The 25,993-nt window shown below is 68.1% G+C and carries 22 protein-coding genes, 1 tRNA gene and 2 pseudogenes; 11 read left to right on the top strand and 14 right to left on the bottom strand.

Annotated features, from left to right (window positions below):
- On the bottom strand, positions 1–196 hold a 196-nt coding region (locus A9W96_RS30495), incomplete at its 3' end, for a transcriptional repressor (RefSeq protein ID WP_231999709.1).
- An 82-nt stretch (positions 197–278) separates the two neighbouring features.
- Positions 279–707 (bottom strand): helix-turn-helix transcriptional regulator, encoded by a 429-nt coding sequence (locus A9W96_RS16485; RefSeq protein WP_197499542.1) that lies wholly within the window; start codon positions 705–707, stop codon positions 279–281.
- Between the two features lie 191 nt (positions 708–898).
- Here A9W96_RS16485 and A9W96_RS16480 point away from each other — a divergent pair, with 191 nt between their 5' ends.
- From A9W96_RS16480 to A9W96_RS32680, 3 genes and pseudogenes are all read left to right on the top strand, one after another.
- The gene (locus A9W96_RS16480) at positions 899–2,290 is read left to right on the top strand and encodes a glycine--tRNA ligase (protein WP_066869656.1); all 1,392 of its coding nucleotides are present in this window, start codon (positions 899–901) and stop codon (positions 2,288–2,290) included.
- Positions 2,291–2,540: 250 nt separating this feature from the next.
- Complete coding sequence (locus A9W96_RS16475; RefSeq protein WP_067141285.1) at positions 2,541–3,758, top strand: PPE family protein; 1,218 nt, start codon at positions 2,541–2,543, stop codon at positions 3,756–3,758.
- A gap of 519 nt (positions 3,759–4,277) precedes the next feature.
- Positions 4,278–4,431 (top strand): annotated as a pseudogene (locus tag A9W96_RS32680) (hypothetical protein); the annotation flags it as partial.
- Between the two features lie 173 nt (positions 4,432–4,604).
- Here A9W96_RS32680 and A9W96_RS16465 read toward each other — a convergent pair.
- Positions 4,605–6,596 carry a TPM domain-containing protein gene (locus tag A9W96_RS16465; protein WP_067141283.1) on the bottom strand — a complete coding sequence of 664 codons (1,992 nt, stop codon included), beginning with the start codon at positions 6,594–6,596 and terminating at the stop codon, positions 4,605–4,607.
- 88 nt (positions 6,597–6,684) lie between these two features.
- On the opposite strand from A9W96_RS16465, the gene A9W96_RS16460 reads away from it, so the two are divergent.
- From A9W96_RS16460 to dnaG, 3 genes are all read left to right on the top strand, one after another.
- A complete protein-coding gene (locus A9W96_RS16460) occupies positions 6,685–7,950 on the top strand; it encodes a deoxyguanosinetriphosphate triphosphohydrolase (protein ID WP_067022727.1) in 1,266 nt (421 codons plus the stop codon).
- 67 nt (positions 7,951–8,017) lie between these two features.
- Entirely contained in the window at positions 8,018–8,635 is a 618-nt protein-coding gene (locus A9W96_RS16455) for a superoxide dismutase family protein (protein WP_066880377.1), read from the top strand.
- A 29-nt stretch (positions 8,636–8,664) separates the two neighbouring features.
- Positions 8,665–10,617: a DNA primase gene (gene dnaG, locus A9W96_RS16450; protein ID WP_067141280.1), complete on the top strand. Its 1,953-nt coding sequence runs from the start codon at positions 8,665–8,667 to the stop codon at positions 10,615–10,617.
- Here dnaG and A9W96_RS16445 read toward each other — a convergent pair.
- A complete protein-coding gene (locus tag A9W96_RS16445; protein ID WP_067141277.1) occupies positions 10,601–10,879 on the bottom strand; it encodes a hypothetical protein in 279 nt (92 codons plus the stop codon). The two genes, dnaG and A9W96_RS16445, sit on opposite strands and share 17 nt — an antisense overlap.
- 152 nt (positions 10,880–11,031) lie before the next feature.
- On the opposite strand from A9W96_RS16445, the gene A9W96_RS16440 reads away from it, so the two are divergent.
- Positions 11,032–11,104: transfer RNA gene (locus A9W96_RS16440), tRNA-Asn, on the top strand.
- A 16-nt stretch (positions 11,105–11,120) separates the two neighbouring features.
- Here A9W96_RS16440 and A9W96_RS16435 read toward each other — a convergent pair.
- The 7 genes from A9W96_RS16435 to A9W96_RS16405 form a co-directional block, all read right to left on the bottom strand.
- Complete coding sequence (locus tag A9W96_RS16435) at positions 11,121–11,843, bottom strand: SDR family NAD(P)-dependent oxidoreductase (RefSeq protein WP_255362971.1); 723 nt, start codon at positions 11,841–11,843, stop codon at positions 11,121–11,123.
- A 219-nt stretch (positions 11,844–12,062) separates the two neighbouring features.
- On the bottom strand, positions 12,063–13,466 hold the full coding sequence (locus tag A9W96_RS16430; RefSeq protein WP_067141274.1) for an NtaA/DmoA family FMN-dependent monooxygenase: 1,404 nt from the start codon (positions 13,464–13,466) through the stop codon (positions 12,063–12,065).
- The gene (locus A9W96_RS16425; RefSeq protein WP_067141271.1) at positions 13,463–14,587 is read right to left on the bottom strand and encodes an LLM class flavin-dependent oxidoreductase; all 1,125 of its coding nucleotides are present in this window, start codon (positions 14,585–14,587) and stop codon (positions 13,463–13,465) included. The genes A9W96_RS16430 and A9W96_RS16425 overlap by 4 nt, the downstream gene beginning before the upstream one ends.
- Complete coding sequence (locus tag A9W96_RS16420) at positions 14,584–15,705, bottom strand: LLM class flavin-dependent oxidoreductase (protein WP_067141269.1); 1,122 nt, start codon at positions 15,703–15,705, stop codon at positions 14,584–14,586. Before A9W96_RS16420 ends, A9W96_RS16425 begins: the two co-directional genes overlap by 4 nt.
- 216 nt (positions 15,706–15,921) lie before the next feature.
- On the bottom strand, positions 15,922–16,605 hold the full coding sequence (cysE, locus tag A9W96_RS16415) for a serine O-acetyltransferase (RefSeq protein WP_066869625.1): 684 nt from the start codon (positions 16,603–16,605) through the stop codon (positions 15,922–15,924).
- Between the two features lie 2 nt (positions 16,606–16,607).
- Entirely contained in the window at positions 16,608–17,540 is a 933-nt protein-coding gene (gene cysK, locus A9W96_RS16410; RefSeq protein WP_066869628.1) for a cysteine synthase A, read from the bottom strand.
- On the bottom strand, positions 17,541–18,830 hold the full coding sequence (locus A9W96_RS16405; RefSeq protein ID WP_067141266.1) for a TQXA domain-containing protein: 1,290 nt from the start codon (positions 18,828–18,830) through the stop codon (positions 17,541–17,543).
- Positions 18,831–19,199: 369 nt separating this feature from the next.
- Here A9W96_RS16405 and A9W96_RS16400 point away from each other — a divergent pair, with 369 nt between their 5' ends.
- Complete coding sequence (locus tag A9W96_RS16400) at positions 19,200–20,123, top strand: family 2A encapsulin nanocompartment shell protein (RefSeq protein WP_065026699.1); 924 nt, start codon at positions 19,200–19,202, stop codon at positions 20,121–20,123.
- Positions 20,110–22,131, top strand: a complete 2,022-nt coding sequence (locus tag A9W96_RS16395; RefSeq protein WP_067141262.1) for a family 2A encapsulin nanocompartment cargo protein cysteine desulfurase — start codon at positions 20,110–20,112, stop codon at positions 22,129–22,131. The genes A9W96_RS16400 and A9W96_RS16395 overlap by 14 nt, the downstream gene beginning before the upstream one ends.
- 96 nt (positions 22,132–22,227) lie before the next feature.
- Here the strand turns inward: A9W96_RS16395 and A9W96_RS16390 are convergent, their stop codons facing one another.
- The 3 genes from A9W96_RS16390 to A9W96_RS16385 form a co-directional block, all read right to left on the bottom strand.
- Positions 22,228–23,358 carry a YeiH family protein gene (locus A9W96_RS16390; RefSeq protein ID WP_066880016.1) on the bottom strand — a complete coding sequence of 377 codons (1,131 nt, stop codon included), beginning with the start codon at positions 23,356–23,358 and terminating at the stop codon, positions 22,228–22,230.
- Complete coding sequence (locus A9W96_RS32225) at positions 23,352–23,516, bottom strand: hypothetical protein (protein WP_197499541.1); 165 nt, start codon at positions 23,514–23,516, stop codon at positions 23,352–23,354. Before A9W96_RS32225 ends, A9W96_RS16390 begins: the two co-directional genes overlap by 7 nt.
- Before the next feature lie 123 nt (positions 23,517–23,639).
- A complete protein-coding gene (locus A9W96_RS16385) occupies positions 23,640–24,443 on the bottom strand; it encodes a Stf0 sulfotransferase family protein (RefSeq protein ID WP_067141260.1) in 804 nt (267 codons plus the stop codon).
- Between the two features lie 603 nt (positions 24,444–25,046).
- Between A9W96_RS16385 and A9W96_RS16380 the strand changes: the two genes are divergently transcribed.
- Positions 25,047–25,814, top strand: a complete 768-nt coding sequence (locus tag A9W96_RS16380; RefSeq protein ID WP_066869640.1) for an ABC transporter permease — start codon at positions 25,047–25,049, stop codon at positions 25,812–25,814.
- A pseudogene (locus A9W96_RS16375) lies at positions 25,811–25,993 on the top strand (ABC transporter permease); the annotation flags it as partial. The gene A9W96_RS16380 and the pseudogene A9W96_RS16375, both read left to right, overlap by 4 nt.

The following is a 25,993-nucleotide window of genomic DNA, read 5'->3' as shown; positions in this document are numbered from 1 at the left end:
CTGCAGTCGATGGCCGCGGCCGGGATGATCGACACGCTGCGCACCGACACCGGCGAATCGGTCTACCGCCGATGTTCTCGCCCCGCCGGCGCAGCTCGTCGTGCAGCTCTTGGGCCGAGCGGAACTCGTCGAGCGTCTCCAGCAGCGTGGAGATCGCCGCCCGCTGCCGGGTGGAGCGGACGCTGACCCTGGTCATTGGCGCGGCTCCTCTTCATCGCTTCGTCCCCCTCGCCGCTTCACGGCTGGGGGTGCCCCCGCTGCATCGTCGCTGACCCTGGTCATGGGCGCGGCTCCTCACTGGCGTGCGCGACGGCATCCACCACGATGTGCGCGAGGTGATGATCCGCGAGCCGGTAAAGCACTTCGCGCCCGGATCGCTCCCCGGTGACCACGCCGGCCGCCTTGAGGATCTTGAGATGCTGACTGACCAGCGGCTGGGGCACGCCGAGCGCGTCCACCAGCTCGTGCACGCAGCGGTGCGACTCGCGCAGCTGCAGCACGATGGCGATGCGCACGGGCGCGGCCAGCGCGCGCAACAACTCACCGGCGGCATCGAGGATGTCCCGCGGCGGCGGCACGGGATAGGCGGCCCCTCCGGAGTGCCCGGCGGCGCCCAGCGCGTCGTGGTCGTGGGCGAGGACGCCCGGGTCCGAGTCGCCATCCGCGGCGGCCGGCATCGAGGCAGAAGGTGACGGGGACGTCATCATGGGGGCGGCATCACCTCGAGAAGTGCCAGGTAGTGGGAAAGTAGTCGCCGGTGAAAGTCGTTGTCGGCTGCCATCCACTGTCACATGCATGATGACGCATGTCAAAGACCGCGGTGCCGATCGCTACCATGACTGATGCTCTGCGCACCGCGGTCGAGCGCCGCGCGTGCCCGCTCAAACCCGGAAAGGGAGTGCACCACCCCGTGGCGTCCGTCATCGACACCGTAGTGAACCTGGCCAAACGGCGCGGCTTCGTCTTTCCCTCGGGGGAGATCTACGGCGGCACCCGGTCGGCGTGGGATTACGGCCCGCTGGGTGTGGAGTTCAAGGAGAACATCAAACGCCAGTGGTGGCGCTCGGTGGTCACCGGTCGCGACGACGTCGTGGGCCTGGATTCGGCGATCATCTTGCCGCGGCAAGTCTGGGTGGCCTCCGGCCATGTCGAGGTCTTCCACGACCCGCTGGTCGAGTCACTGATCACCCACAAGCGTTATCGCGCCGACCATCTCATTGAAGCCTACGAAGCCAAACACGGACACCCGCCGCCCAACGGGCTGGCCGACATCCGCGACCCGGAGACCGGCGAACCCGGCCGGTGGACCGAGCCGCGCGAATTCAACATGATGCTCAAGACCTACCTCGGTCCGATCGAAACCGAGGAGGGCCTGCACTATCTGCGTCCGGAGACCGCGCAGGGCATCTTCGTCAACTTCGCCAACGTGGTGACCACCGCCCGCAAGAAGCCGCCTTTTGGAATCGGTCAGATCGGCAAGAGTTTTCGCAACGAGATCACCCCGGGCAACTTCATTTTCCGGACCCGCGAGTTCGAACAAATGGAAATGGAGTTCTTCGTCGAGCCCTCGACCGCCAAGGAATGGCATCAGTACTGGATCGACACCCGCCTGCACTGGTATGTCGAACTGGGTATCGATCCGGAGAACTTGCGGCTATTTGAACATCCGGCCGACAAGCTGTCGCACTACTCCGATCGCACCGTCGACATCGAGTACAAGTTCGGCTTCGCCGGTAATCCGTGGGGCGAGTTGGAAGGTGTCGCCAACCGCACCGATTTCGACTTGTCGACGCATGCAAAGCATTCCGGCGTCGACCTGTCGTTCTACGACCAGGTGACCGACACCCGGTACACCCCGTATGTCATCGAGCCCGCCGCCGGTCTGACGCGGTCGTTCATGGCGTTCTTGATCGACGCCTACACCGAGGACGAAGCCCCGAACGCCAAGGGCAAGATGGAAAAACGCACGGTGCTGCGGCTGGATCCGCGCCTGTCACCGGTCAAGGCGGCGGTGCTGCCGCTGTCCCGGCACGCCGACTTGAGTCCCAAGGCCCGAGACCTGGCCGCCGAGTTGCGGAAGTTTTGGAATATCGATTTCGACGACGCCGGTGCCATCGGGCGACGCTACCGACGCCAGGACGAGATCGGCACGCCCTTCTGCGTGACCGTGGATTTCGACTCACTCGAGGACAACGCCGTGACGGTGCGCCGCCGCGACGACATGTCCCAGGAGCGGGTGCCGATGAATGCCGTGTCGGATTATCTGGCGGCGCGCCTCAAGGGTTGTTAATCGACCACTCGCGGGCCGTCTTGTAGATTGCTTGTCCCGTTGCATCGGCGCGGGTCCGGCCGCCGTGCCGCCGGTGATGCATCCGCACCCACACCGAATTCCGCGGAATAAGGTTTGCTTAAAAGTCCGGCTTTTCGCGGTGCTGGTGCCTTAGGATCGCCACTGGGGCATAAGTAGATAGCTAATGGCCGCGGGTGGATGTCGCTCCGTCCGGGGCAGGAGCCGTTGACTCGGTCGGTTGGGGTTGCACATGATTCCCGCGTTTGTGTTCTTCCCTCCTGAGATCAACTCGGCCTTGATATTCGGCGGCCCCGGGGCCGGCCCTCTGTTCGAGGCGGCCGCGGCGTGGGACGGGCTGGCCGCCGAGCTGTCATCCTCGGCATCGTCGTTTCACACCACGGTTTCCGATCTGGCCGGTAGCGCCTGGATGGGGCCGTCGTCGATGGCGATGACCGGCGCCGCGGCGCCCTACGTGCAATGGCTGATCATCGCGGCGGCGCAGGCGGAGGTGGCGGCCTTGCAGGCCCGGATCGCCGCACTGGCTTTCGAGGGCGCACTGGTGGCGACGGTTCCGCTGCCGGAGGTGCTGGCCAATCGGGCCCGGTTGCTCGTCCTGATTGCCACGAACTTCTTTGGCATCAATACCGCGGCCATCGCACAGACAGAGCTCGAATACGTCGAGATGTGGGCGCAGGATGTGGCGGCGATGTTGGGCTATCACGCCGGGGCCCAATCGATGGCGCAGGCGCTGCCGGAATTCAGCGTGCCGCCGGCGGCCCTCGGCGGCGGCGCGCCCGCCGCGGACCTGTCGGGCCTGGCCGGATTGGTGACGGCACCCCTGACTCTCGCGTCACAGTTCTTCCAGGGCCTGTCCTCGCTGGGAACCGCGTTCGTCTCCCAACTGCAGTCGGTGTTCGGGGCGCTCTCGCCGGCGGTCTCGTTGCTGTCGTCGACGCCGGTGGCGACGTTGACGTCGGTGGCGCAGGCCGGAATGTACCCGGCGACCGCGTTGATGACGCCCATGGTGACGCTTGCCCAAAGTGCCGCCCCGGCACCGGCGGCGCCCGCGTCGCCGCTCTCTCGCGCGCCGGCGTTGGTGGGTGCGGCCAGCGCGCCCCTCGCCGCGCCGCGCAGCGCGGGCAGCGTCCTGTCGGACTTGCCGCCGTTGGCCGGTTCAGGGCTGGGCGCGTTGGGCGTTGCGACGGCGGGCCTGGGCGGCGCGCGGTTCGTCGGGTCGCTGACGGTGCCCGCGGCGTGGCAGGGATCGATGCCGGCTTACATCGCCACCCCGGCGATGTCCGGGGCGGGCTCCGGGGCGCCGGCCGCGGCGGCCGGCGGATCGGGCAGTGGTGTGCCGATGACGGCGATGCCGGTCGGTGACAAGACCCCCGAGGGCGAGGACCGCGGGACCAGGGCGCAGGTGGTCAGGTCTCGTCCCAAGGTGGTGCCGCGCAATCGCCCGGGATAGTGCAGCGGTGCTGCTGTTGCAGACGTGAATAGTGTGCAAAGCGGCCGGAATTCGATACTTTTCGATACGCCGGCATTCGCCCCGACGGAACGTTGTATGCGCAACGCCGAATTCGTCTGATTGGTCTGGTGAAACCCGCAACAGCTGCGCGGCTCGTCGCAGGAACCGGGCGAAAATCCGCAGGCGGCGGTCCGCTCGAAAACTCGTCGGCCCTCGAACGCACGTCCTATTGGTAGCGCTAAACCGTTGCGGGGCAACGCATGTGCGAGCGTCGATTCGCGGGATGAAGCCGCCGAGCCGACCCGCGCGGGATTTCTTTGTTGTGCAGGCGGGCGGCGACATCCGGCGGGCGTAAGCGCGGATCCGGTGTCGGGTCGCCGTCGGTTCGCATGTGCTCGACAGAAGAATATTGGCAATTCCCGCATATTTTCTTCACTTTGTCTTACGATGTGAACCGGTTGGTGTAAATAGGTTCGCCACAGCGCCCGAACGCTCTATCGGCTGTGGAAGGGGGCAGGGGTGCTTTTGCCTCTCGGTTCGCCGTTGCCGGATGACACGGTGTCGGCAGTTCGAGGAGAGTCCGGCATGCTCGGTGGGCTGTCGGTTCCGCTCAAGTGGGGCGTGGTCGTCCCGCCGGATGACTATGACCATTGGGCACCGAAGCCGGACGCCGAAACCCTTGAACAGCCGGCCGACGTTCCCCGCCCGACCGCCGTTGCGGATGGCGTGTGGAGCGGGTGGGAAGGCGACACCGTGTCGCGGGGATCGGGTGTGATCCCGCATTCCCCAGCAGCCGGCTGAGCCCGGCGAAACCCAAACCGCTGCGGTAGCGGCGCCAGGCGCTGCTCAGAATCGGCCGCCGCCACCCATGAAACCGCCGCCGGACGCACCGGGGCTGCCGCCGAACGAGGTCGGGCTCCAGCCGCCGAATCCGCCCCGCATGCCGCCGCTGAGCACGTTGCCGATGATGATCCCGCCGAGCATCGCACCCATGTCACTGCCGCCGCGGCCGACGTAGGCCCGCTGCGCCAGTTGCACGTCGTCGTTGGCCAGCGACTGCGCGGTGGCGGCCAGCGTCGACGCCGCGTTGGCGTGCGCGATCGCCTCGGTCGGCAGCGTCGATCGTTTGTCCTGCGCGGCCTGCAGATGCCGTCTGGCCTCGGCGAGCCGGGTGCGCGCCTCGGGGCCGATGCTGCCCCGACGGGTGTCGACGTAGTCCGACACCGCACGCACCCGCGACTGCGCGGTGAACAGCGCCTGCTCCAACGACCGGTTCAGCCGCTCGGCCGCGGCCTGCTCCTGGGCCAGGGTGGCCAGTAGCCCGTTGAGGCCGGCGTCGGCTTTGGTCACCTGAGCGAATGCGCCCAGCGGATCGTCGGCAGCGCCGGCCCGTGCGCTGTCGACGGCCCGGAGGGCGGCATCGCGCGCCGCAACCAGATCACCGGTGTGCGCGGTCTTGACCTTCGCTGTCAGGCGCAGCAGTTCGTCCGCGCGCTCGATGTCGTGCTGGATGTCGGTCAGGGCCGACGGCAGCCCGTCGATGGCGTGCTGAATGTCGCCGGCCGCGTTGTCCACCGCGTCGAGCAACGCGCGCGCCTGGCCCAGCGCCGACTCGGCGGCGCGGACGGCGTCGACCAGACCGGCTTGCCGCCCGCTGACGGCATGGGCGGCAAGCTCACGGGCGCTGGTGATGTTGCGGTCGGCGAACGCCAGCCGCTCCTTGGCCGCGGTCACGTTGCCCGACACCGAAGTCAGTGCGGCCGCGCTGAAGTCGTTGTGCAGCGCGGCAAGTCGTTGTTCGGCCGGCGCGATGCGGGTGGTGAGTTCCACGTATTGCTGTGTCAGTGCGTCCAGCCGGGAGGGGGCGTTGATCACCAGATCCCGCAGCTTCTCGAACGCCTCGGTCTGTGACTCCAGTTCCCGGTCGGCGCGCGCCGCCGCCACGATCACCTGGGTGAGCAGTTCCCGGCGCTGCGCCGGCGTCTCTGGCGTGTCGTCGTCGAGTTGTTGGCGGATCGTAAAGGCTTGGGACAGTGCGGCTTTGGCGTTGGTCACGGCCTGGGTGAACGGCTGGGTCCGGTCGGCGCCGAACTCCGTGACCGCCAGGTCCAATTCGTTGGCGCTGGTGCGTAACGCGTTGTCGACGTCCACCACCAGTTCGCGGGACAGGTCGTCGAGTGCCTGCGGGGGCACCGCGGCCAGCGCATCGGCGTCGGTGGGGTCGACCCGACGCGCCGCCGCCAACGCCGCGGCGCGGCGGCGCCGACCGCGATAACGCATGACCAGCAACAGGACTGCCAGCGCGACCAGGATGCCCGCCAGCACGGCCAGCAGCGCCACCCGGCCCGACGAATCGGGCGAGGTGTCGAGTCCGTTGGCCGCCGCGACGGCGGCGCCGCTCCAATCGCCGCCGTGCAGCGCGGGCTCGATCTTGTTGCGCCGCAACTTGTCGACCTGATTTGCGGTGACGCTCTTGACCGTGGAGGGCACCAGGAAGGCGTATTCACGGCTGTGGGTGCCGACGGCCAGCAGCGCGTCGTAGGCGCCCAGATCGCTGTTGGTCACGGTGCGCTGTGCCCACCCGGCCGCGCTCTGCCCGGAGAAGTTGTCGACGTAGACCACCCACAGCCGGATGTGGCGGTCGGTGTACAGCTTGCCGAGAGCAGAGGCGACCGCCGCGCGCCCGGAATCCGACAGGGCACCCGCGTTGTCGGTGATGTAGTCGGCCAACCGGAATGGGGGTTGCGCGCCGGCGGCCGGCGCCAGCAGCAGGCCGCCGCCGAAGCCGACCGTGAGGATCGTCGCGATCACGGCGATCAGGCGAGCGGTGCAACGCATAGGGCCAATCTAGCCCCGCGACGACACCCGCCAGTAGGCCCGAGTCGAGCCATACTCCGGCAGGCGTTCCCTGGCAGACTGTGCGTCGGTGACCGGGAATCAGCACGACCCCTACGACGACTTCGACCGTCAGCGACGGGTGGCCGAAGCGCCCAAGACTGCGGGCCTGCCGGGCGCCGAGGGTCAACACCGCACCGACTTCGCCCGGGATCGGGCGCGGGTCCTGCACAGCGCCGCGCTGCGTCGATTGGCCGACAAGACCCAGGTGGTCGGGCCCCGAGAAGGGGACACACCGCGCACCCGGCTGACCCATTCGCTCGAGGTCGCCCAGATCGGGCGGGGGATGGCGATCGGGCTGGGCTGCGACCCCGACCTCGTCGAGCTGGCGGGACTGGCCCACGACATCGGCCACCCGCCCTACGGACACAACGGCGAACGCGCGCTCGACGAGGTCGCGACGGACTACGGCGGTTTCGAGGGCAACGCCCAGAACTTCCGGATCTTGACCAGTCTGGAGCCCAAAGTCCTTGACGAGCAAGGCAATAGCGCGGGGTTGAACCTGACCAGGGCGTCGCTGGACGCGGTGACCAAGTACCCGTGGCCCCGCGGCGAAGCGCAACGCAAGTTCGGGTTTTACGACGACGACCGCGAGCCGGCCGCCTGGGTTCGGGCGGGCGCACCGGAGGGGCGGATGTGCCTGGAAGCGCAGGTCATGGACTGGGCCGACGATGTGGCCTATTCGGTGCACGACGTCGAGGACGGTGTGGTGTCCCAGCGCATCGACCTGCGGGTGCTCGCCGACGAAGACGAGGCCGCCGCACTGGCCAAACTGGGCGAGACCGAATTTTCCCGGGTGCGCGCCGACGACTTCATGGCGGCGGCGCGACGGCTCTCCGCCCTGCCGGTGGTCGCCGCCGTCGGAAAGTACGACGCCACGCTCGCGGCTTCGGTGGCGCTCAAGCGGTTGACCAGTGAACTGGTCGGCCGGTTCGCCTCGGCCGCCATCGCCACCACTCGCGCGGCGGCCGGTCCCGGCCCGCTGGTGCGCTACCGGGCCCAGTTGCAGGTTCCCGACCTGGTGCGCGCCGAGGTGGCCCTGCTGAAAATCCTGGCGCTGCAGTTCATCATGTCCGATCCGCGTCATCAGGAAACACAAGCCGGGCAGCGTGAACGCATCCATCGGGTGGCGCACTGGCTGTATGCGGGAGCGCCCCGCACGCTGGACCCGTTCTTTGCTGCGGCCTTCAACACCGCGGCCGACGACGGCGCGCGGTGGCGCGTCATCGTCGACCAGATCGCCTCTTATACCGAGGGTCGGCTCGAACGGATCGATACCCGCCAGGCCGGTCCGTAGTCGCCGGTCGGCAGGAAGTCGTCCGGTCTGGGAATCGGCGCGGCCGCCGCGAGTTAGGCTGCCCGACATGAAGAAATTCAGCGGCTCGCCCTTTGTGGCCTCCTTGTTGATGGGGCTCCCCGTCGTCGCCATGACTGCCTGCAGTTCACCGCAGCATGCGAGCACCCAGCCGGGCACCACACCACCGGTGAAGAGTGCCGCTCCGTCGTCCGGGGAGTCGACGTCGACCCCGGCGCCCGCCGCGGGCTCGCTGCGCGCGGAACTGAAGACGCCCGATGGCCGTTCGGCGGCCACCGCGACCTTCGACTTCACCGGCGGCTACGTGACCGTGACGGTGAAAACGGAGGCGCCTGGCATCCTCACGCCCGGCATCCACGGCCTGCATGTGCACGAGATCGGCAAGTGCGAGCCGAACTCGGTGGCGCCCACCGGCGGTGCGCCCGGCAACTTCCTGTCCGCCGGCGGTCACTACCAGGCCCCCGGACACACCGGCAAGCCCGAAAGTGGCGACTTGGCGTCCCTCGAGGTCCGGCAGGACGGCTCGGCGTACCTGGTCACCACCACCGATTCGTTCAACCGGGACGACCTGCTGGCGGGCAACAAGACCGCGCTGATGCTGCACGGCGCCCAGGACACCGAGAACGCAATGGATCGGGTCGCGTGCGGCGTCATCGGTACCGGCTAGCGTGCGCCGTCGCGACTTAGACTGAGCCGATGTCAAGCCCGGCAGGTTCACGCGCGGAGGGCGACGGCCGTGCCCGGGGTCGGGGCCGGATTCCCGATCGCGACATCGCCGCCATCCGCGAGCGGGTGCGCATCGACGAGGTCATCGGCGACTACGTCCAGTTGCGCCGCGCCGGCGCCGATTCGCTCAAGGGCCTGTGTCCGTTCCACGACGAGAAGTCGCCGTCGTTTCACGTCCGCCCCAACCACGGCCACTTTCACTGCTTCGGCTGTGGTGAGGGCGGCGACGTGTACGCGTTCATCCAGAAGATCGAACACGTCAGCTTCGTCGAGGCCGTCGAACTGCTCGCCGACCGGATCGGTCACACCATCAATTACTCGGGCCCGGCGACCAGCGTGCAGCGCGACCGCGGCAGTCGCAGCCGGCTCGTCGCGGCCAACGCGGCGGCGGCGGAGTTCTATGCGGCGGCGCTGGAATCCGCCGAGGCCGCACCGGCCCGGCAGTATCTGACCGAGCGGAACTTCGACGCCGACGCGGCCCATCACTTCGGTTGCGGCTTCGCACCCTCGGGCTGGGACTCGCTGACAAAGCACTTGATACGCAAGGGATTTGAGTTCAAGGAGCTGGAGGCGGCCGGCCTGTCACGGCAGGGGCGTCGCGGACCGATGGACCGCTTCCATCGCCGGTTGCTGTGGCCCATCCGCAGTTCGGCCGGCGAGGTGATCGGCTTCGGCGCCCGGCGGCTGTTCGACGACGATCCGATGGAAGCCAAGTACATCAACACGCCCGAGACGCTGCTGTACAAGAAGTCGAACGTGATGTTCGGCATCGACTTGGCCAAACGCGACATCGCCAAGGGGCACCAGGCCGTCGTCGTCGAGGGCTATACCGACGTGATGGCGATGCATTTGGCCGGCGTCACCACCGCGGTGGCCTCGTGCGGCACCGCGTTCGGCGACGAGCATCTGTCGATGCTGCGCCGGTTGATGATGGACGACAGTTTCTTTCGCGGCGAACTGATCTACGTGTTCGACGGCGACGCGGCCGGGCGGGCCGCCGCGCTCAAGGCCTTCGGCGGCGAACAGAACCTGGCGGGCCAGTCGTTCGTGGCCGTCGCGCCCGACGGCATGGATCCCTGCGATCTGCGGCTGAAGTCCGGTGACGGCGCGCTGCGCGATCTGGTGGCCCGGCGGACCCCGCTCTTCGAGTTCGCGGTCCGTTCGGCGCTCGCCGAGATGGACCTGGACAGCGCCGAGGGCCGGGTCGCCGCACTGCGCCGCTGCGTGCCGATGGTGAGCCAGATCAAGGACCCCACGCTGCGCGACGAGTACGCCCGCCAGCTCGCCGGATGGGTCGGCTGGGACGACGTCGCGCAGGTCATCGACCGGGTGCGCAGCCAGGCCAAGACGTCCAACACCGCGGCCCGCGGTGGCTCCGGACCCAAGGCGCCCCGCCGCGCGGCGCAGCCGCCCGCCGCGGCCCAGCCGGCCGCCAGCCGTCCGGACCCCCGAGACCCCACCCTGTGGCCGCAGCGTGAGGCGCTCAAGGCGGCCCTGCAATATCCGGCGTTCGCCGGGCCGGTGTTCGACACGCTGACGGTCGAGAGCTTCACCCATCCCGGATACGCGGCCATCCGCGCGGCCATCGAGACGGCGGGGGGCACCTCGAGCGGGATCACCGGCGCGCAATGGATCGAGGCGGTGCGTGAGCAGGCGTCGTCGCCGCTGACCGCCGGCCTGGCCAGCGAGTTGGGGGTGGAGGCCATCGCGGTCGACGAGGAGAAGCTGCCGCGCTACATCGGCGGCGTGCTGGCCCGGCTGCAAGAGGTGTGGATGGGCCGGCAGATCGCCGAGGTGAAGTCGAAGCTGCAGCGGATGTCACCGATTGAGCAGGGCGACGAGTACCACGCCCTGTTCGGGGACCTGGTGGCGATGGAGTCCTACCGGCGCAGCCTGCTGGAGCAGGCTAGCGGCGACGATTAGACGGCGTCAGCACGTCGTCGGACGAGCCCTCGGCGTCGCGTTCCATGATGGCCGTTTGGTCGTCGATCTCGGTCAGGGTGACAAAACCGGCATCGGGTGAGATCCGATTCGCGATCTTGCGCCGCCCCCCCTCGATCATCGACTTGGCCACGGGGCTGCTGGTCAGCGCGCGATAGGTGCCGACGAGCTGCTCGTATCGGCGACGCCCGGCCTTCGAACCCAGCACGTAACCCAGCCCAAGCACCACGACATACCGGATCAAAACTTTCCTCCCGACTATCGATGGCTCCATCCTGCCTCACCGGCCGGGGCGCCCGCGCGGTCGATCCCCGTCTATGGGCGGCCCGAGGGTGGTCCACGCTAGTTGGGTGCGGTCGTGCCAGTACGCTAGAGTTCGTCCCGCGATCGGGTTAGTCCCCTGTAGCTCAATTGGCAGAGCATTCGGCTGTTAACCGAAGGGTTCCTGGTTCGAGTCCAGGCGGGGGAGCACTTCTCTGAACGTCTCAGTGGCCGGCGCTCTGGCCGCCGTCGATGTGTAGCGTCTCGCCGGTCACGAACGACGCGCCCTCTAGGTAGCGAATCCCCTCGATGATGTCGGCGATGGTGCCCATCCGGCCCAGCGGATGCATGGCGGCCAGCGCGGTCGTGTCGTCGTCGGCGTGCATCGGCGTGGCGATGTTGCCGGGGGAGATGGCGTTGACGCGGATCCCGTTGCGGGCGTATTCGATGGCCAGCGATTTGGTCACCGCCGCCAGGCCACCCTTGGTGAGCGCGGTCAATCCCGCCGGCACCCCGGAGTTGGCCTGCTCGAGCAGGGAGGTGGTCATGTTGACCACGTGGCCGCCCCCGCCTTGCCTCAGCAGCTGGGCGATGACGCGCTGGGTGATGTGGAAAAAGCCGGTCAGGTTCACCCCCGTCACCAACTCGTAGTCGGCCGGCGTGTACTCGGTGAACGGCTTAGGCACGAACACGCCCGCGTTGTTGATCAGCGTGTCCACCCGGCCGAACCGGTCCAGCGCTGTCGCGACGATGCGGTCGGCGGTCGCGGGATCGGCGACGTCACCGGCGACGGCCGCCACCTCGGCGGCATCGCTGGCGGCGATCGATCGCGAATTGGCCACCACCGCGAAGCCGAGTTCGCGGTAGGCGTCAACCAGGGCGGCACCCATGCCCTGGGAGGCGCCGGTGATGATCGCGACTTTCTGACGGGCGTGATCTGCGGTCAACGGAGGTCTCCTTGCGCGGTTTGTCGGCGAATGCGGCGATCGACGCGCCACCCCGGGTGGTACGCCGCGAATCGTGAATCTACTGTGACCCCAGACTATTAGGAGTGCTCGCCTCGATGCCGCTGCGCGTCTGGCGCACCGATGAGGTCACGCGGCTGAGCGCGCACCCCGATGACCCGGCCATCGCCTGCCCGGATCGGAACCCGTCATAGTCACGGATTAGCCTGTGGCGCGCCGACTTTCGAGGCGCTCGGCGCCCGTCGGCTGCCCGGCCCGCCCCGGCGTGGGTGACAAGCCCAGGTGGTCGCGCAGGGTGTGGCCGCGGTATTCGGTGCGGAAGCTACCGCGCTCCTGCAGCAGCGGCACCACCTTGGCGACGAATTCGTCGAGGCCGTGCGGCGTCAGGTGCGGCACCAGGATGAAGCCGTCGCAGGCATCGGACTGCACGTAGCAATCGATCTCGGCGGCGACCTGCGCCGGCGTTCCGACGAATTGCTGGCGGCTGGTCACCTCGATGATCAGCTCGCGGATCGACAGGTTCTCGGCTTCCGCCCGGGCGCGCCAGGTCTGGGCGACCGTCTTGGGGTCGCCGTGCCGGACCCGCCCGCGGGTGATGTTCGGGTTCTCGACGGGATCGACGTCGGGCAGGGGCCCGTCGGGGTCGTAGGCCGACAGGTCCACGCCCCACACCTGTTCGAGGAATGCGATCGCGGTCGGGCCGCTGACCTGCTGCTCGCGGATGTGGCGGGCGTTGTCCTGCGCCTCTTCGGGGGTGTCTCCCAGTGCGAACGTCGCGCCGGGCAGGACCTTGAGCTGGTCTGGGTCGCGCCCATGGGCCGCGGCGCGGCTCTTCACGTCGCTGTAGTAGCGCTGACCCGCCTCGAGCGACCCGTGCAGCGTGAACAGGGCATCGGCGTGCCTGGCGCCGAAGTCACGGCCGTCGTCGGAGTCACCGGCCTGCAGCAGCACCGGGTGGCCCTGCGGCCCGGCCGGCAGGGAGGCCACGCCGCGGACGTCGAATTGCGGACCGTGGTGCTCGACGACGCCGATGCGCGCCGGATCGGCATAGATCCCGGCGCCGACGTCGGCGACGACGGCATCGGGCGCCCAGCTGTCCCAGAACCGCCTCGCGACGGTGATGAATTCCTCGGCCCGGTGGTAGCGGTCGGCGTGGGCCAGGAACCCGCCGCGGCGGAAGTTCTCCCCGGTGAACGCGTCGGAGGAGGTGACCATGTTCCAGGCTGACCGCCCGCCGGACAGGTGGTCCAGCGTCGCGAATTGCCTTGCCACTTCGTAGGGTTCGTTGAACGTGGTGTTGATGGTGCCGGCCAGGCCGAGCCTGTCGGTGACCGCGGCGAGCGCGGCCAGCACGGTGAAGGTGTCGGGCCGTCCGACCACGTCGAGGTCGTGGATCTTGCCGCGATGCTCACGCAGCCGCAGGCCTTCGGCGAGAAAGAAGAAGTCGAACAGCCCCCGCTCGGCGGTCTCGGCAAGGTGCACAAACGATTCGAACGCGATCTGGCTGCCCGCGCTCGGATCCGACCACACCGTGGTGTTGTTCACCCCGGGGAAGTGGGCGCCCAGATGAATCTGCTTGCGGTGGCCTGCTTCTCGAACGCTCATCCGGTCAGTCCCCATCGTTTGGCGATCAGTTCATGCGAGCGCAGCCGGTCGACGTGGCGGTGGGTCACGGAGGTGATCACCAGTTCGTCGGCGCCGGTGACCCGGCCCAGCAGCTCGAGCCGGTCGGCGACCTCGTCGGGGTTGCCGACGAATTGTGTTGCGGTGCGGTCGGCCACCAGCGCCTGCTGCTCCTCGGTCAAGGGCTCGCAGAAATCGGGGTCGGGGTAGGGGATGGCTCCGTGGCCGCTGCGGATGGAATACACCCACCGGCCGTAACCGGACGCGAGGTGGCGCGCGGTGGCGCTGTCCTCGGCGACCACGACGTCGGCCGACACCACCACGTAGGGCTCCGATAGCCGCGCGGACGGGCGGAAGGCGTTGCGGTAGGCGGTGATTGCATCGAGCGCCGTGCCGGGGGTGATGTGGTAACTCGCGACGAACGGAAGCCCACGGGCGCCGGCGACCTCGGCGCTTTGCCCCTTGGTGCTGCCGAAGATCCACGGCGTCAGCTGACCGCGCTCGCCGGGAACGGCATGTAGGTCATGGCCATCGACGCTGTAGGTGCCCGCCAGCAGCGCTTCGATGTCGGCCAGTTGGTCGGCGAAGTCGGGGGGTTGTGCGCACGGTTGCGCCAGCGCGGAGGCCTGCGCCCGGATCCGCTCGCTTTTCATCAGCGGTGTCTGGTCGAAGGGTGCGGGGATGACCAGCCCGTCGACCTCACGCCACGGCGTGGGCGCACGCTCGGAGTGGACCGGGGGCGGCGCCGCGGCGGCCTCCTTGCGCCGCTGCCCGGACCGGCCCAGCCCCATGTCGATGCGGCCGGGGTAGAGCGCGTCGAGGATGCCGAAGCTTTCCACCACGGCGAGCGCCGTCGTGTGGCCGATCTGCACGGCGGCCGACCCGACGTGGATTCGCTCGGTGGCCGCGGCGATCTGGCCGATCAGCGTCACCGGCGAGGAGCTGGCGACCGCGACGAAGTGGTGCTCGGCCAGCCAGTAGCGCCGGTAGCCCCAGCGCTCGGCGTGCTGGGCCAGATCGATGGTGTTGCGCAGTGCCGTCGCGGCGTCGCTGCCGGCGCTGATGGGCGCGAGGTCGAGGATCGACAGGGGAGTGATGCTCATGACGGCGCCGTCGCGTAGCGATTCGGTGCGGCCGCCAACCCGAGGCGGTCGCGCAGTGTCTCGCCGTCGCGGTAGCCGGTGCGAAACCGGCCGGCGCGCTGCAGGCGCGGCACCAGGTCGTCGACTATGGCGGGCAGGTCGAGGGCGTTGACCGCGGGCCGCAGCCGCACCCCATCGACACCGGCGTCCTGCCAGGCGAGCAGGAGATCCGCCAAATCAGTTGTGCTGCCCACGAATACGAGTGCATCGGACGAGATGGCCGCTGCGGGCGCCAGTGGATCGTCGACCAGCGACACCACCAGGTCCGCATAGACTTTGAGCTCCCGGCCGGCGGCCCGCTGCGCGTGGCCCACATCGGCCAGGATGGCCCGCAGCGAGCCCTCGTCGTGCGGGGTGATGAAGACCAGGTCGGCGCTGGCGGCGGCGAATTCGTAGACCCGCGGTGCGTGGGCAAGTGCGGCCACCACCGGCTGGCCCTGAGGCGGGCGCGGGGTGATCGAGGGCCCTTTGACCGAGAAGCGCTCGCCGACGAAGTCGATGTAGTGCAGTTTGTCGCGGTCGATGTAGCGGCCGGTCGCCACATCGCGGATGACCGCGTCGTCCTCCCAGCTGTCCCAGAGCCGGCGCACCACCTCCACCGCGTCGGCGGCCTCGTCGAACAGGTCGTCGCCGTCGGGCGCGGCCCGCCGGCCGAACAGGGCGGCCTCGTGCGCCGTCGGGCTCACCCGCACCTGCAATCCCGCCCGGCCGTGGGAGATATGGTCAAGCGTCGCAATGGCTTTCGAGACGTGGAACGGTTCGGTATGGGTAACGGTCGCCACCGGAATCAGGCCGATGTGTCGGGTGGCCGGGGCGATGCGGGCGGCGACCAGCGTGGCATCCGCGCGTCCCGCCAGGCGCCGCGGCGAGATGTCGGCGCTGCGGCCGGGTTGCGCGTCCAGGCTGTCGTCGATGGTCAGGAAATCCAGCAGTCCGCGCTCGGCGGTGCCCGCCAGCGCTGCCCAATAGCGGCCGCTCAGTTGCCCGCCACCGGTCGCGTTGTGCGCGAACGCGTATCGCCACGCGTGGGGGTGCCAGCCGTAGCCGTCCAGTCCCACAGCCAGATGCAGCTCGGTCATGGTCGGTCCCCGGTGATCCCCGTCGGTTCGGCGTCGCGCAGCATGGTCATAACCCACTGTGCAACGCTGCCGACGGCGCTGCATTCCAAAACCGGGTTAAGTTCAGGCTGAGTAATACTTCGCCGAGTTCAGCCCGGCGGAACGCGGCGATGCGGGTTCGGTGCAGCGTGGCGAATACGGGCGATCACGGCGTCTTGCTCTGAACGCCACCGTCTTTCAGATGGAGAAGTCCTCGCCGTGCCACACGCCGGCTTCGGGCGGCCGGATGACGTGATTGCTCTGGGCGCCGTCCGCGCGGGCTTCGAGTTTGGTCACCCGGGTCAGCAGCGACTGCAGGCTGACTCCGACGAGGTCGGGCATCATCGAGTCGTCCGGGCTGCCGGGACGGCTGCGGCTGATGACCTGTCCGGGCACGCCGACGACCACTGAGCTGGACGGAACCTCTTTGACCACCACGGCGTTGGCGCCGATACGGCTGTCGTCGCCGATCTTGATGGCGCCCAGGACCTTCGCCCCGGCGCCGATGGTGACCCGATCACCGATGGTGGGATGACGTTTGCCGGTGTCCCTGCCGCTGCCACCGAGGGTGACTCCGTGATAGATGGTCACGTCCTCGCCCACCTCGGCCGTCTCGCCGATCACCACCCCGGTGGCGTGGTCGATGAAGAGACCGGGGCCGAGCACCGCGCCGGGGTGGATCTCGACGCCGGTGAGGATGCGGGTGATCTCGCCGAACGTCCGCGCGGCCACCTTTGCGCCGCGGTTCCACAGCCAATGGCTGACGCGGTGACCCCAGATGGCGTGCACGCCCGGGTAGGCGAAGATCACCTGCAGCGTGGTCGGGACGGCCGGATCGCGTTCCCTGGCCGCTCGGATGTCACGACGGATGGCTTCGAGCATGACTAATCGGCCAGGTCGGAGAACAGCGGCGTGCTCAGGTACCGCTCGCCGAAGTCGGGCAGCACCACGACGACGAGCTTCCCGGCGTTCTCGGGCCGGCGGGCCACCTGCAGGGCGGCTACCACCGCCGCCCCCGAGGAGATGCCCACCAACAGGCCCTCCTCGGCGGCCAGCCGCCGGGCCAGGGTGATGGATTCCTCGTTGCCGACCGCGATGACCTCGTCGACCAGATCCAGCGCGAGCACGGGCGGGACGAACCCGGCGCCCAGGCCCTGGATCGGGTGCGGCCCTTTCTGTCCGCCGGACAGCACCGGCGACGCGGCCGGTTCGACGGCGATGAACTGCGCCGAGGGCTTGCGCTCCTTGATCACCTGGGCCACACCGGTGATGGTGCCGCCGGTGCCCACCCCGGCGACGAAGATGTCGACCTTGCCGTCAGTGTCGCGCCACACCTCTTCCGCGGTGGTCTTGCGGTGGATCGCGGGGTTGGCCTTGTTCTCGAACTGCTGTGGCACGAAATAGCGTTGGTCGCTTTTGGCAAGCTCCTCGGCCTTGGCGATGGCGCCCGGCATGCCCTCGGATCCAGGGGTCAACACGATCTCGGCTCCCAAGGCGCGCAACAACATTCGCCGCTCGACGCTCATGGTCTCCGGCATGGTCAGCACGCAACGGTAGCCGCGGGCCGCGGCCACCAGCGCCAGGGCGATGCCGGTGTTGCCGCTCGTGGGCTCGAGAATGATGGTGTCCGGTTTGATCAGGCCCGCCTGCTCGGCCGCGTCGATCATCGCGACCCCGATGCGGTCCTTGACACTGTTTCCCGGGTTGAAGAATTCCAGCTTGGCGACGACGTCGGCGACCGCACCCTCGGTGACCCGGTTCAGCCGGACCAGCGGGGTGTTACCGATCAATTCCGTGACGTTCTCCGCGATGCTCATCTATCTTTTGTCTCCAACGACGTAGGACCAGGCCTCATCCGCCTGCCAGCTAATATCGAACTCTATGTTCATCTCGGTGGGGATGGCTAGCGCTACAGGGGTAAAGCGTTGCGACGCTTCGTCCAGCGCCACCCCGGTGAGCACGCGTCCATGCAGATCGCCAAGCGTTTTCGCGGTGAGCGTTATTCCCGAGGTGCCCGGCGCCTGGCGTATGTAGAAATCCGTGCCGGGCTGGATCGTGTCGCCGAATGCGAAGCCGTCGGCGTCCACCAGCTCGTGACCGCCGGTGGCGCTGAGTATCAGCGGGATTCGCACCTGGAACGGCCCGACGAGGCCCGAATCCGCGGCGGCGTGCTGGTCGACCAGCAGGGCTTCGTCGGCGTGGTGAGCGAACTTTCGCGCCTGCGCGAGCAGGTAGTTGTACAGGTGCACGACCTTGTCGGCGTTGCGATAGTGGCGCGCACCGGTGAGCCGGAAGCTGACGTGCTCGATGCGGGGGACATCGGCATCGGAGTGTGCGACCAGCCGGTAGTAGCGGTACCCGCGCCCGCCGCGGCCATGGCTGCTCGACGACAGTGTGCTGCCCTCGCCCAACGTGCGCTGGTGGCGGCCCCGGCCGGGGCGCACGGCCAGTTCGGATCCCGAAACGTCTTGCCAGTCAAGGCCATTGGCCGATTTCTGCAGCCGTACCGTGAGGTGCCCGTTGGAGGCGACCCACACCGAGTAGCCGCCGAGCTGAGGCGCGCCGGCGAATTCGAAGGTGATCACCGGCCCCGGTGAGCGGTGAACGGCGACGGGCACGTTGAGCGGGCGGGTGTCCAGCGCCAGGCCGTTGGTGAAAAACCAGATCGAGGCCTGGGTCGCGGCGATCGCCTCGTGCTCGTTGATGTTGGCCGGTCCGAGCGGATAACCCGCGTCACGCACCTGGCGGCTCAGTTCGGCGACGGAGCGCATCGGAAAGGAGTTCCGCAGGATCCAGCCGACCGTGGCTTCGTGGCTGGATGCGCGCAGATGGGGCAGGGCAGCCCAGGTGTCGACGCGGTAGCGCGACGGGTGCTGCGGCGCGACGCCGGTGAAATCCAGCGAGTAGGCGTGCACGTTCGGGTTGAGCCTGATCAGGTCGGTGCGCGCCCAGCTGCCGTCGGTGAACACGACCCGGTCGACGGTGTGGGAATAGGTGCCACCCCGATAGCGGGTCATGCGGTTGAGCGCGGTGGCCGGTCGGACCACCGAACGCCGGCGGGTCGCCACCGGCGCCAGGGCACGGTTGGGCTCGGACAATATGGTCATTGGTTGCTGGTCTTCCTGAAAGGCTTTGGTTGGCCCACGCCTTCACGCCACCGGGCAGACCCGGCGGTACCGCCCGGAAATGGGCTAGCGCGGGGATTTCTACAGCGTCAGAGTGCTCAGGAAATCAACAGCAACAACAGCAACAACAGTCCACGCCGACGCAGCGCGACGGGACAAAGCACGACTGTGCGGGGTGTTGCATATCCCCACTATAGGGCATCGGCACTTCTCGACCCGTTTCGCTCAGCCGGGCTCAAAACCTTCTGGCCTGCCCCTGCACTTGCCTAGGCTCGGCGCGCGGGCCCGCTTCTGTTGGGGGACGATAGATCCGCCCGATCCCGGCCGCAGTTCACGCATGAAAGGATCACGATGACGTCGGCTCAAAACGAGTCTCAGACACTTGGCGACCTCGCTGCCCGGCAACTAGCCAACGCGACGAAGACTGTCCCCCAGCTTTCGACCATCACGCCGCGCTGGCTGCTGCACCTGCTCGGCTGGGTCCCGGTGGAGGCCGGCATCTACAGGGTGAACCGGGTGGTCAACCCCGAGCAGGTGGCGATCAAGGCCGAGGCGGGCGCCGGCACCGACGAACCGCTGCCGGAGACCTATGTCGACTACGAGACCAGCCCGCGCGAATACACGCTGCGTAGCATCTCGACGCTGGTCGACATTCACACCCGGGTGTCCGACCTGTACTCGAGCCCGCACGACCAGATCGCTCAGCAGCTGCGGCTGACGATCGAGACGATCAAGGAACGTCAAGAGTTCGAACTGATCAACAGCCCCGAGTACGGGTTGCTCGCGCAGGCCACGCCGGAGCAGACCATCCAGACGCTCGCCGGTGCCCCCGCGCCCGACGACCTCGACGCGCTGATCACCAAGGTGTGGAAGACGCCCAGCTTCTTCCTCACCCATCCGCTGGGTATCGCCGCATTCGGCCGTGAAGCCACCTACCGGGGCGTCCCGCCGCCAGTGGTCAGCCTGTTCGGTGCGCAGTTCATCACCTGGCGCGGCATTCCGCTGATTCCGTCGGACAAGGTCCCGGTGGAGGACGGCAAGACCAAGTTCATCCTGGTGCGCACCGGTGAGGAGCGGCAGGGCGTGGTCGGCCTGTTCCAGCCCGGCCTGGTCGGGGAGCAGGCGCCGGGTTTGTCGGTGCGGTTCACCGGCATCAACCAGTCGGCGATCGCGACTTACCTGGTCACCCTGTACACGTCCCTGGCTGTTTTGACCGACGACGCACTCGCCGTGCTCGACGACGTCGCCGTGGACCAGTTCCATGAGTACAAGTGAGTACCGAGCGGTAGACGCCGAAAGCGACCTGCCTATCAGCGCTGCGGAGCTTGCCGCGCTGGCCAGCCAGTTGTATGCGGCCAGCATCCGGCCGGGCCTGGACAGTCCACCGCAGTCGGCCCCGGTCGCGCCGCGTGGCAACGTGCCGGACGCGACGGCGGCGACGTCGGCCGGGCAGGCGGCGGCCGGCACGGCCGACGTCTACCCCGGACCGGTCCCGTTGGTCGGTGGGCACGACGTCTACGTTCCGGCTCCAACCTCCAGCGCGCCGGAAGCCCCGCCGCAGACGGTGCCGGTGGCCCCGCGCGGCAGCGCCCCGGATGCCACGGCGGCGACCTCGGCCGGCCAGGCGGGCGCCGGGGCGGCCGACGTGTACCCGTCGCCGGTGCCGCAGCTGAATTTCTCCGACATCTATCTAGCGGCGCCGACGTCGGCCGAACCCGACGTCCCGCCGCAGACGGCGCCGGTGGCCCCGCGCGGGGGAGCGCCCGACACGACGACGCTGGCCGCCGTCCCGTGGTTCGGCGGTGAACCGGGTGCGTTCGCGGTGCCCGGCGGCATCGTGCCCACGGTGCCCGGTGTGTTGGCCGGAACGACACCGACCGTGCCCGCCGGCTCGCGCGGTTCGGCGCCGTCGTGGCTGCCCGAGGCGCCGGCCGTCACCGACCTGGGCTGGTCCGACGCGCCCGCGTCGGAACCGAACGCACCGGCCGGTGACGACGGGGACTACTACTTCCTGACCAAAGCCGCTCCCGTGCCGCGGCTTTCGGACGAGCACGAGATATTCGACGTCAACGCGGTCCGGGCGGACTTCCCGATCCTCAAGGAGATCGTCAACGGCAAGCCGCTCATCTGGTTCGACAACGCGGCGACCACCCAGAAGCCGCAGGTCGTGATCGATCGGTTGTCGCACTTCTACGCCCACGAGAACTCGAATATTCACCGCGCCGCGCACGAATTGGCGGCCCGGGCCACCGACGCCTACGAGGAGGCCCGCGACACGGTAGCCGATTTCATCGGCGCGCCGAGCTCCGAGAACATCGTGTTCGTCCGCGGTACCACCGAGGCGATCAACCTGGTGGCGCACGCATGGGGTGGCAAGCATCTGCAGCCCGGTGACGAGATCGTCATCACCCACCTGGAGCACCACGCGAATATCGTTCCCTGGCAGCTGATTTCGCAAAAAACCGGCGCGATCCTGAAGGTGGCCCCGATCGACGATGCGGGCAACCTGCTGCTGAGCGAGTTCGAGGAGCTACTGGGTCCGCGGACCAAGCTGGTCGCCGCGAGCCAGGTGTCCAACGCGTTGGGCACCGTGGTACCGGTGGACAAGATCGTCGAGCTCGGCCACCGCTACGGCGCCAGGGTGCTGATCGATGGGGCTCAGTCGATTCAGCACATACCGATCGACGTCGCCGAACTCGGTGCGGACTTTTTCGTGTTCTCCGGACACAAGATCTACGGCCCCACCGGAATCGGTGCGCTCTACGGCACCGAGGAGGCGCTGACCGAGACACCGCCGTGGCAGGGCGGCGGTCACATGATCGCCGACGTCACGCTGGACCGGTCGCTGTACCAGGGACCGCCGACCAAGTTCGAGGCCGGCACCGGCAACATCGCCGACGCGGTCGGGCTGACCGAGGCGCTGCGCTATGTGCAACGGTTGGGCGTCGAGCGGATCGCCGCCTACGAGCACGCCTTGCTCGAGTACGCGACGCCGCGGCTGGCCGACATCCCGGGCGTGCGCCTGGTGGGTACCGCGCAGGAGAAGGCCAGCGTGCTGTCCTTCGTGCTGGCCGGCCACGAGCCGCTCGAGGTGGGCAAGGCGCTCAACGCCGAGGGCATCGCGGTGCGCGCGGGCCATCACTGCGCACAGCCCGCCCTGCGGCGGCTGGGTCTGGAGGCCACGGTCCGTCCGTCGTTCGCGTTCTACAACACCTTCGACGAGATCGACGTGTTCCTCAAGGCGGTGCGCCGGATCGCCGAGGGCGGTACCAACGTCGGCTGAGCGGCCGGCTTGCCCCACGCCCGGCCGGCCGGGCGTGGGGATTCGAGCGCCCGCCCAGCCGGGCGCGTAGCGCGATGCGGTTGAGGCGCTGAACCGTTAAGTTCCCGCACCCCAACCGAATACGCGCGACGTCAGTAGCACGATGCCGAGCGAGACGGTGGCGACGACGGTCAGCCCGATGACCGCGACGACCAACGGCCGCCACCCGGTGCGCGCGATCTGACGGATGTCGGTGTTGAGTCCCACGCCGGCAAAGGTCAGCAGGAAGGCCCATTTCGACACGTTGGCGAGGTTGGCGGTCTGGCCCTTGGTCAGCCACCCCGCCGTGGCGATCGCCGAGACCACCAGGAAGCCGAGCACAAACTTCGGGAACTTGCTCCAGATGAACGCGGTCTTGGCCTTGGCGCCCCGGGCGATCTCGTCGGCTTCCCCTCGCGCGGCCCAAAACAGCGCGAAGCCCAGCACGACGAAGCCGATCAGCGCGTTACGGGTCGACTTCACCAGCACCGCGATCTTGCCGGCGTGGTCGGAGTACAGATATCCCGTGGCGGTGGTTTCGGCGGTGTTGTCCACGGAAAGCCCGGCCCACAAACCGAATTCGTGGTCGGTGAGACCGATCGCGTGCCCCAACGGCGGCAACACGAACAGCGACACCGCGCCCAGCGCCAGGATCGCCGCGATTGCGTAGCTGACATCGGAGTTGCGGGCCCGGATCGCCCCCTTGGCCGCCACGATGGCCGACACCCCGCAGATGGACGTGCCTATCGCCAACAGCGAACCGAGCTTGCCCGACAACCCGAACGCGCGGGCCACGACGATGATGATGGTTCCGGCGATGGTCATGTCCACCAGGATCTGCACCAGGCTGATCCCGCCGAGCTTGGCGATGTCGCCCAGCACGAATCGCGAACCAAGCGCCACGATCCCGGCCTTGAGCCAGAATTCGTAGGTCAGCACGCCGGGGCGGAATATCGGGTGCAGGCCGATGGTATTGGTGATCAAGAGCCCAATCACGATCGCCCACAACACATATTCGATGTCGGGCACGGTCCAGTGCTGGTGCTTGGCCAGTGCGTTCCACCAGATCTGGGCGTACTTGCCCAGCACCCCGACGCCGATCAGAAGCAGGATGCCCGGCACATAGTCCAGGGGACGGGTGCTGGTGAAGGTGACCTCGTCCGACGTTTCGTCGGGTGCCGTGCGGACGGTGCTCACGCCGGTCACCAGGGGATCCTCGGAAGCACGTTGGCCACGGCCAACGCGACGATCACGCCCGCCACCGCGGTCGCCCACCAGTCCACCGACACCGAACCGAGCCGGGCCGCCCAATCCGGCCGCTGCGGAGCGTCGGGGTCCTTTCCGTTAGTCGGCACGCCTTCACCCACGATGACCGCTCCTCAAGCGCTTATGGCGGCGTCTCCCAGCCGCATCCGTTTGACGGAATGGTGGCGTCCGGGCACGCTACATCCAAGTGATTGGCTCGGGCTGAATTTAGCTCGGCCGGTCGATCAGGTTGGCAGGCCGTGCTTCTCGGCATCGGCCCGATAGCGGTCCACCCACTCGTCGGAGCGCTGGTCGGCCTGACGCTCCAGCACCGGCTCGGGCGCCAGCTGTGGATCCAAGCCCAACGCCTCCAGGATGGACCCCACCACCTGAGTCAGGTTGCGCCACAACACCGGATACGAGATGTCCATGGGTTCGATGTTTTCTTCGGCGAACCAGTTCCGCCAACCCTCTTCTTGCGCGCGCAGCATGGTGACGACGTGGGCGATGGCCCCGGCGTGATAGGTGGCGCGCGCATCCCGGACCGGGTCGGGCCGGCCGCGCCAGACCCGGGTCTGCACCGCCCGCCAGAACGACACCGCTTGGGAGATCACATCGGGCCGGTAGACGTGAATCAACAGCGGCTGCTCGCCCACCACATCCGTGATCGCCGCCAGCAAGCCGTCCCCGCTGCGGTCCGGCAGGTTCTTCGCACGGTCGAGCAGCAGTGGCGTCTGGTTCCACATCAGCTTGCCGCCCCACACCCCGTTCGGGGTCCGCCCGACCGTGCGGATGTAGGCCCGCCAGATCTCGGGCGGCGCCAGGTCGGGCGTCCCGACGTCCAGCGGGTCGAGCAGGCTCAGGATCGTCTCGTCCTCCACGCCGGCGAACCATTCCCGGGGCTGCGGGGACTGGCTGGTGGACGGCAGATACTGGAAGAACTCCTGCGGCTCGCCGGCGACGCCGGTGGCGCGCAGCGACTCGACCAGCAGCGTGCTGCCGCTGCGCTGCGACGCCAGCACCAGATATGACGACGGGCTATTGGTCACCGGCAGAGTGTATCCAGAACGCAAGAAACTTATCCGGGCTAGCGCGCTTAGGGTCAGGCTGAAGGAAACCATTGTGTTGAAGCGGTCTTGCCCGAACTGTGGCTTTCGGCGACGACAGCCGAACGGACGGTGGCCGTGGGTGCTCATCTGGTTTCGGAGCGGACGGAAAGCCGCGCCCGCGGCGCAGGCCGTGCTGCGTTGAGAAGCGCTGCGTTGCAAGCTGATTCGGCCTGCCACCCCGGTTTTCCCGTGCGCCGGACCCTTCGTCTGCGTGCGCCACCGGTCGCTACTCGGTCCGTCTGCCGGCCGCTGCTGCGGGGGCCGCTGCGTCGGGCCGGTTCCGACTAATCACGCAGGCCAGCGGCCGGATAGAACATCGGCGCAGGCCTGGCGGCGCCACCCAATATTTCTTCTTGTTGATTGCAAACCTGACGTCGGGCATCGTTTTGCCCGTACATTCCCTCATCTAGTGCGCTCAAGCAGACGCGGCGCAGGTAAACAGTGCTGTTTGCGTTAGGGCCAGCGAATTACCAACGTATAAACGCTGTTACGAAAATGGGGGTCGGGTTGAGTCAAAGACCTCCGTTGGGCTGGACGAGCAGCGTGAACGCGGCGGTCCTTGCGCGGCCCATGACCGCGCTGGGCCAATTCTTTCTGCTCAGCGCCGAGGCATTGGTGGCGGCGGTGCGCGGCCCATGGGCGTGGCGCGAAGTGCTCGAGCAGATTTGGTTTGTCGCCCGCGTTTCCATTTTTCCGACGATTATGTTGTCGATCCCGTACACGGTGCTCATCGTGTTCGTCCTCAACATCCTGTTGGTCGAGATCGGCGCGGGCGATCTGTCGGGTGCCGGCGCCGGGTTGGCGTCGGTGACTCAGGTGGGACCGGTCGTCACGGCGATGGTCGTCTCGGGTGCCGGGTCGACGGCCATGTGCGCGGATCTCGGCGCGCGCACCATCCGCGAGGAGATCGACGCGATGAAGGTGATCGGCGTCAATCCGATTCAGGCACTGGTGGTTCCGCGCATCATCGCGGCGACGTTCGTCGCGGTTCTGCTGTACTCGGTGGTGGCGGTCACCGGGCTGACCGGCAGCTACATCTTCGTGGTCTTCGTCCAGCACGTCACGCCCGGCGCGTTCGTCGCGGGGATGACCCTGGTCACCGGGCTGCCGCAGGTGGTGATCTCGCTGATCAAGGCGACGCTGTTCGGGCTGTCCGCCGGCCTGATCGCCTGCTACAAGGGCTTGTCGGTGGGCGGTGGCCCGACCGGCGTCGGCAACGCGGTGAACGAAACCGTGGTCTTCTCGTTCATGGCCTTGTTCTTCATCAACATCCTGACCACCGCGCTCGGTGTGAAGGTGACGGCCAAATGACCGACGCCGCGCGCGAGCCCTCGTGGTTCGTCAATCTTGGCCCCCGCCTCGCGGATTCCACGCGGAAGCTGGGCGAACAGACCGCCTTCTACGGGCAATCCCTGACCGCCACCGTCGATGCGGTACGGCGCTACCCGAACGAACTGCTGCGCCTGATCGCCGAGATGGGAATGGGCACA

The organism is Mycobacterium sp. 1245852.3 (genome assembly GCF_001669335.1).
Lineage (GTDB): Bacteria > Actinomycetota > Actinomycetes > Mycobacteriales > Mycobacteriaceae > Mycobacterium > Mycobacterium europaeum_A.
Note: the sequence above shows the minus strand (reverse complement) of the source record. Positions and strands in the feature narration are given on the sequence as shown.

What these genes read in the sequence shown, in the direction of transcription:
- A9W96_RS16430 (WP_067141274.1), bottom strand. Translation starts at nt 13,466, where the DNA reads ATGAGCGTTCGAGAAGCAGGCCACCGCAAGCAGATTCATCTGGGCGCC.
- cysK (WP_066869628.1), bottom strand. Translation starts at nt 17,540, where the DNA reads ATGAGCATCGCGGAGAACGTCACGGAATTGATCGGTAACACCCCGCTG.
- A9W96_RS16455 (WP_066880377.1), top strand. Translation starts at nt 8,018, where the DNA reads ATGAAGAAATTCAGCGGCTCGCCCTTTGTGGCCTCCTTGTTGATGGGG.
- A9W96_RS16400 (WP_065026699.1), top strand. Translation starts at nt 19,200, where the DNA reads ATGACGTCGGCTCAAAACGAGTCTCAGACACTTGGCGACCTCGCTGCC.
- A9W96_RS16425 (WP_067141271.1), bottom strand. Translation starts at nt 14,587, where the DNA reads ATGAGCATCACTCCCCTGTCGATCCTCGACCTCGCGCCCATCAGCGCC.
- A9W96_RS16420 (WP_067141269.1), bottom strand. Translation starts at nt 15,705, where the DNA reads ATGACCGAGCTGCATCTGGCTGTGGGACTGGACGGCTACGGCTGGCAC.
- A9W96_RS16395 (WP_067141262.1), top strand. Translation starts at nt 20,110, where the DNA reads ATGAGTACAAGTGAGTACCGAGCGGTAGACGCCGAAAGCGACCTGCCT.
- A9W96_RS16465 (WP_067141283.1), bottom strand. Translation starts at nt 6,596, where the DNA reads ATGCGTTGCACCGCTCGCCTGATCGCCGTGATCGCGACGATCCTCACG.
- A9W96_RS16485 (WP_197499542.1), bottom strand. Translation starts at nt 707, where the DNA reads ATGATGACGTCCCCGTCACCTTCTGCCTCGATGCCGGCCGCCGCGGAT.
- A9W96_RS16475 (WP_067141285.1), top strand. Translation starts at nt 2,541, where the DNA reads ATGATTCCCGCGTTTGTGTTCTTCCCTCCTGAGATCAACTCGGCCTTG.
- cysE (WP_066869625.1), bottom strand. Translation starts at nt 16,605, where the DNA reads ATGCTCGAAGCCATCCGTCGTGACATCCGAGCGGCCAGGGAACGCGAT.
- A9W96_RS16405 (WP_067141266.1), bottom strand. Translation starts at nt 18,830, where the DNA reads ATGACCATATTGTCCGAGCCCAACCGTGCCCTGGCGCCGGTGGCGACC.
- dnaG (WP_067141280.1), top strand. Translation starts at nt 8,665, where the DNA reads ATGTCAAGCCCGGCAGGTTCACGCGCGGAGGGCGACGGCCGTGCCCGG.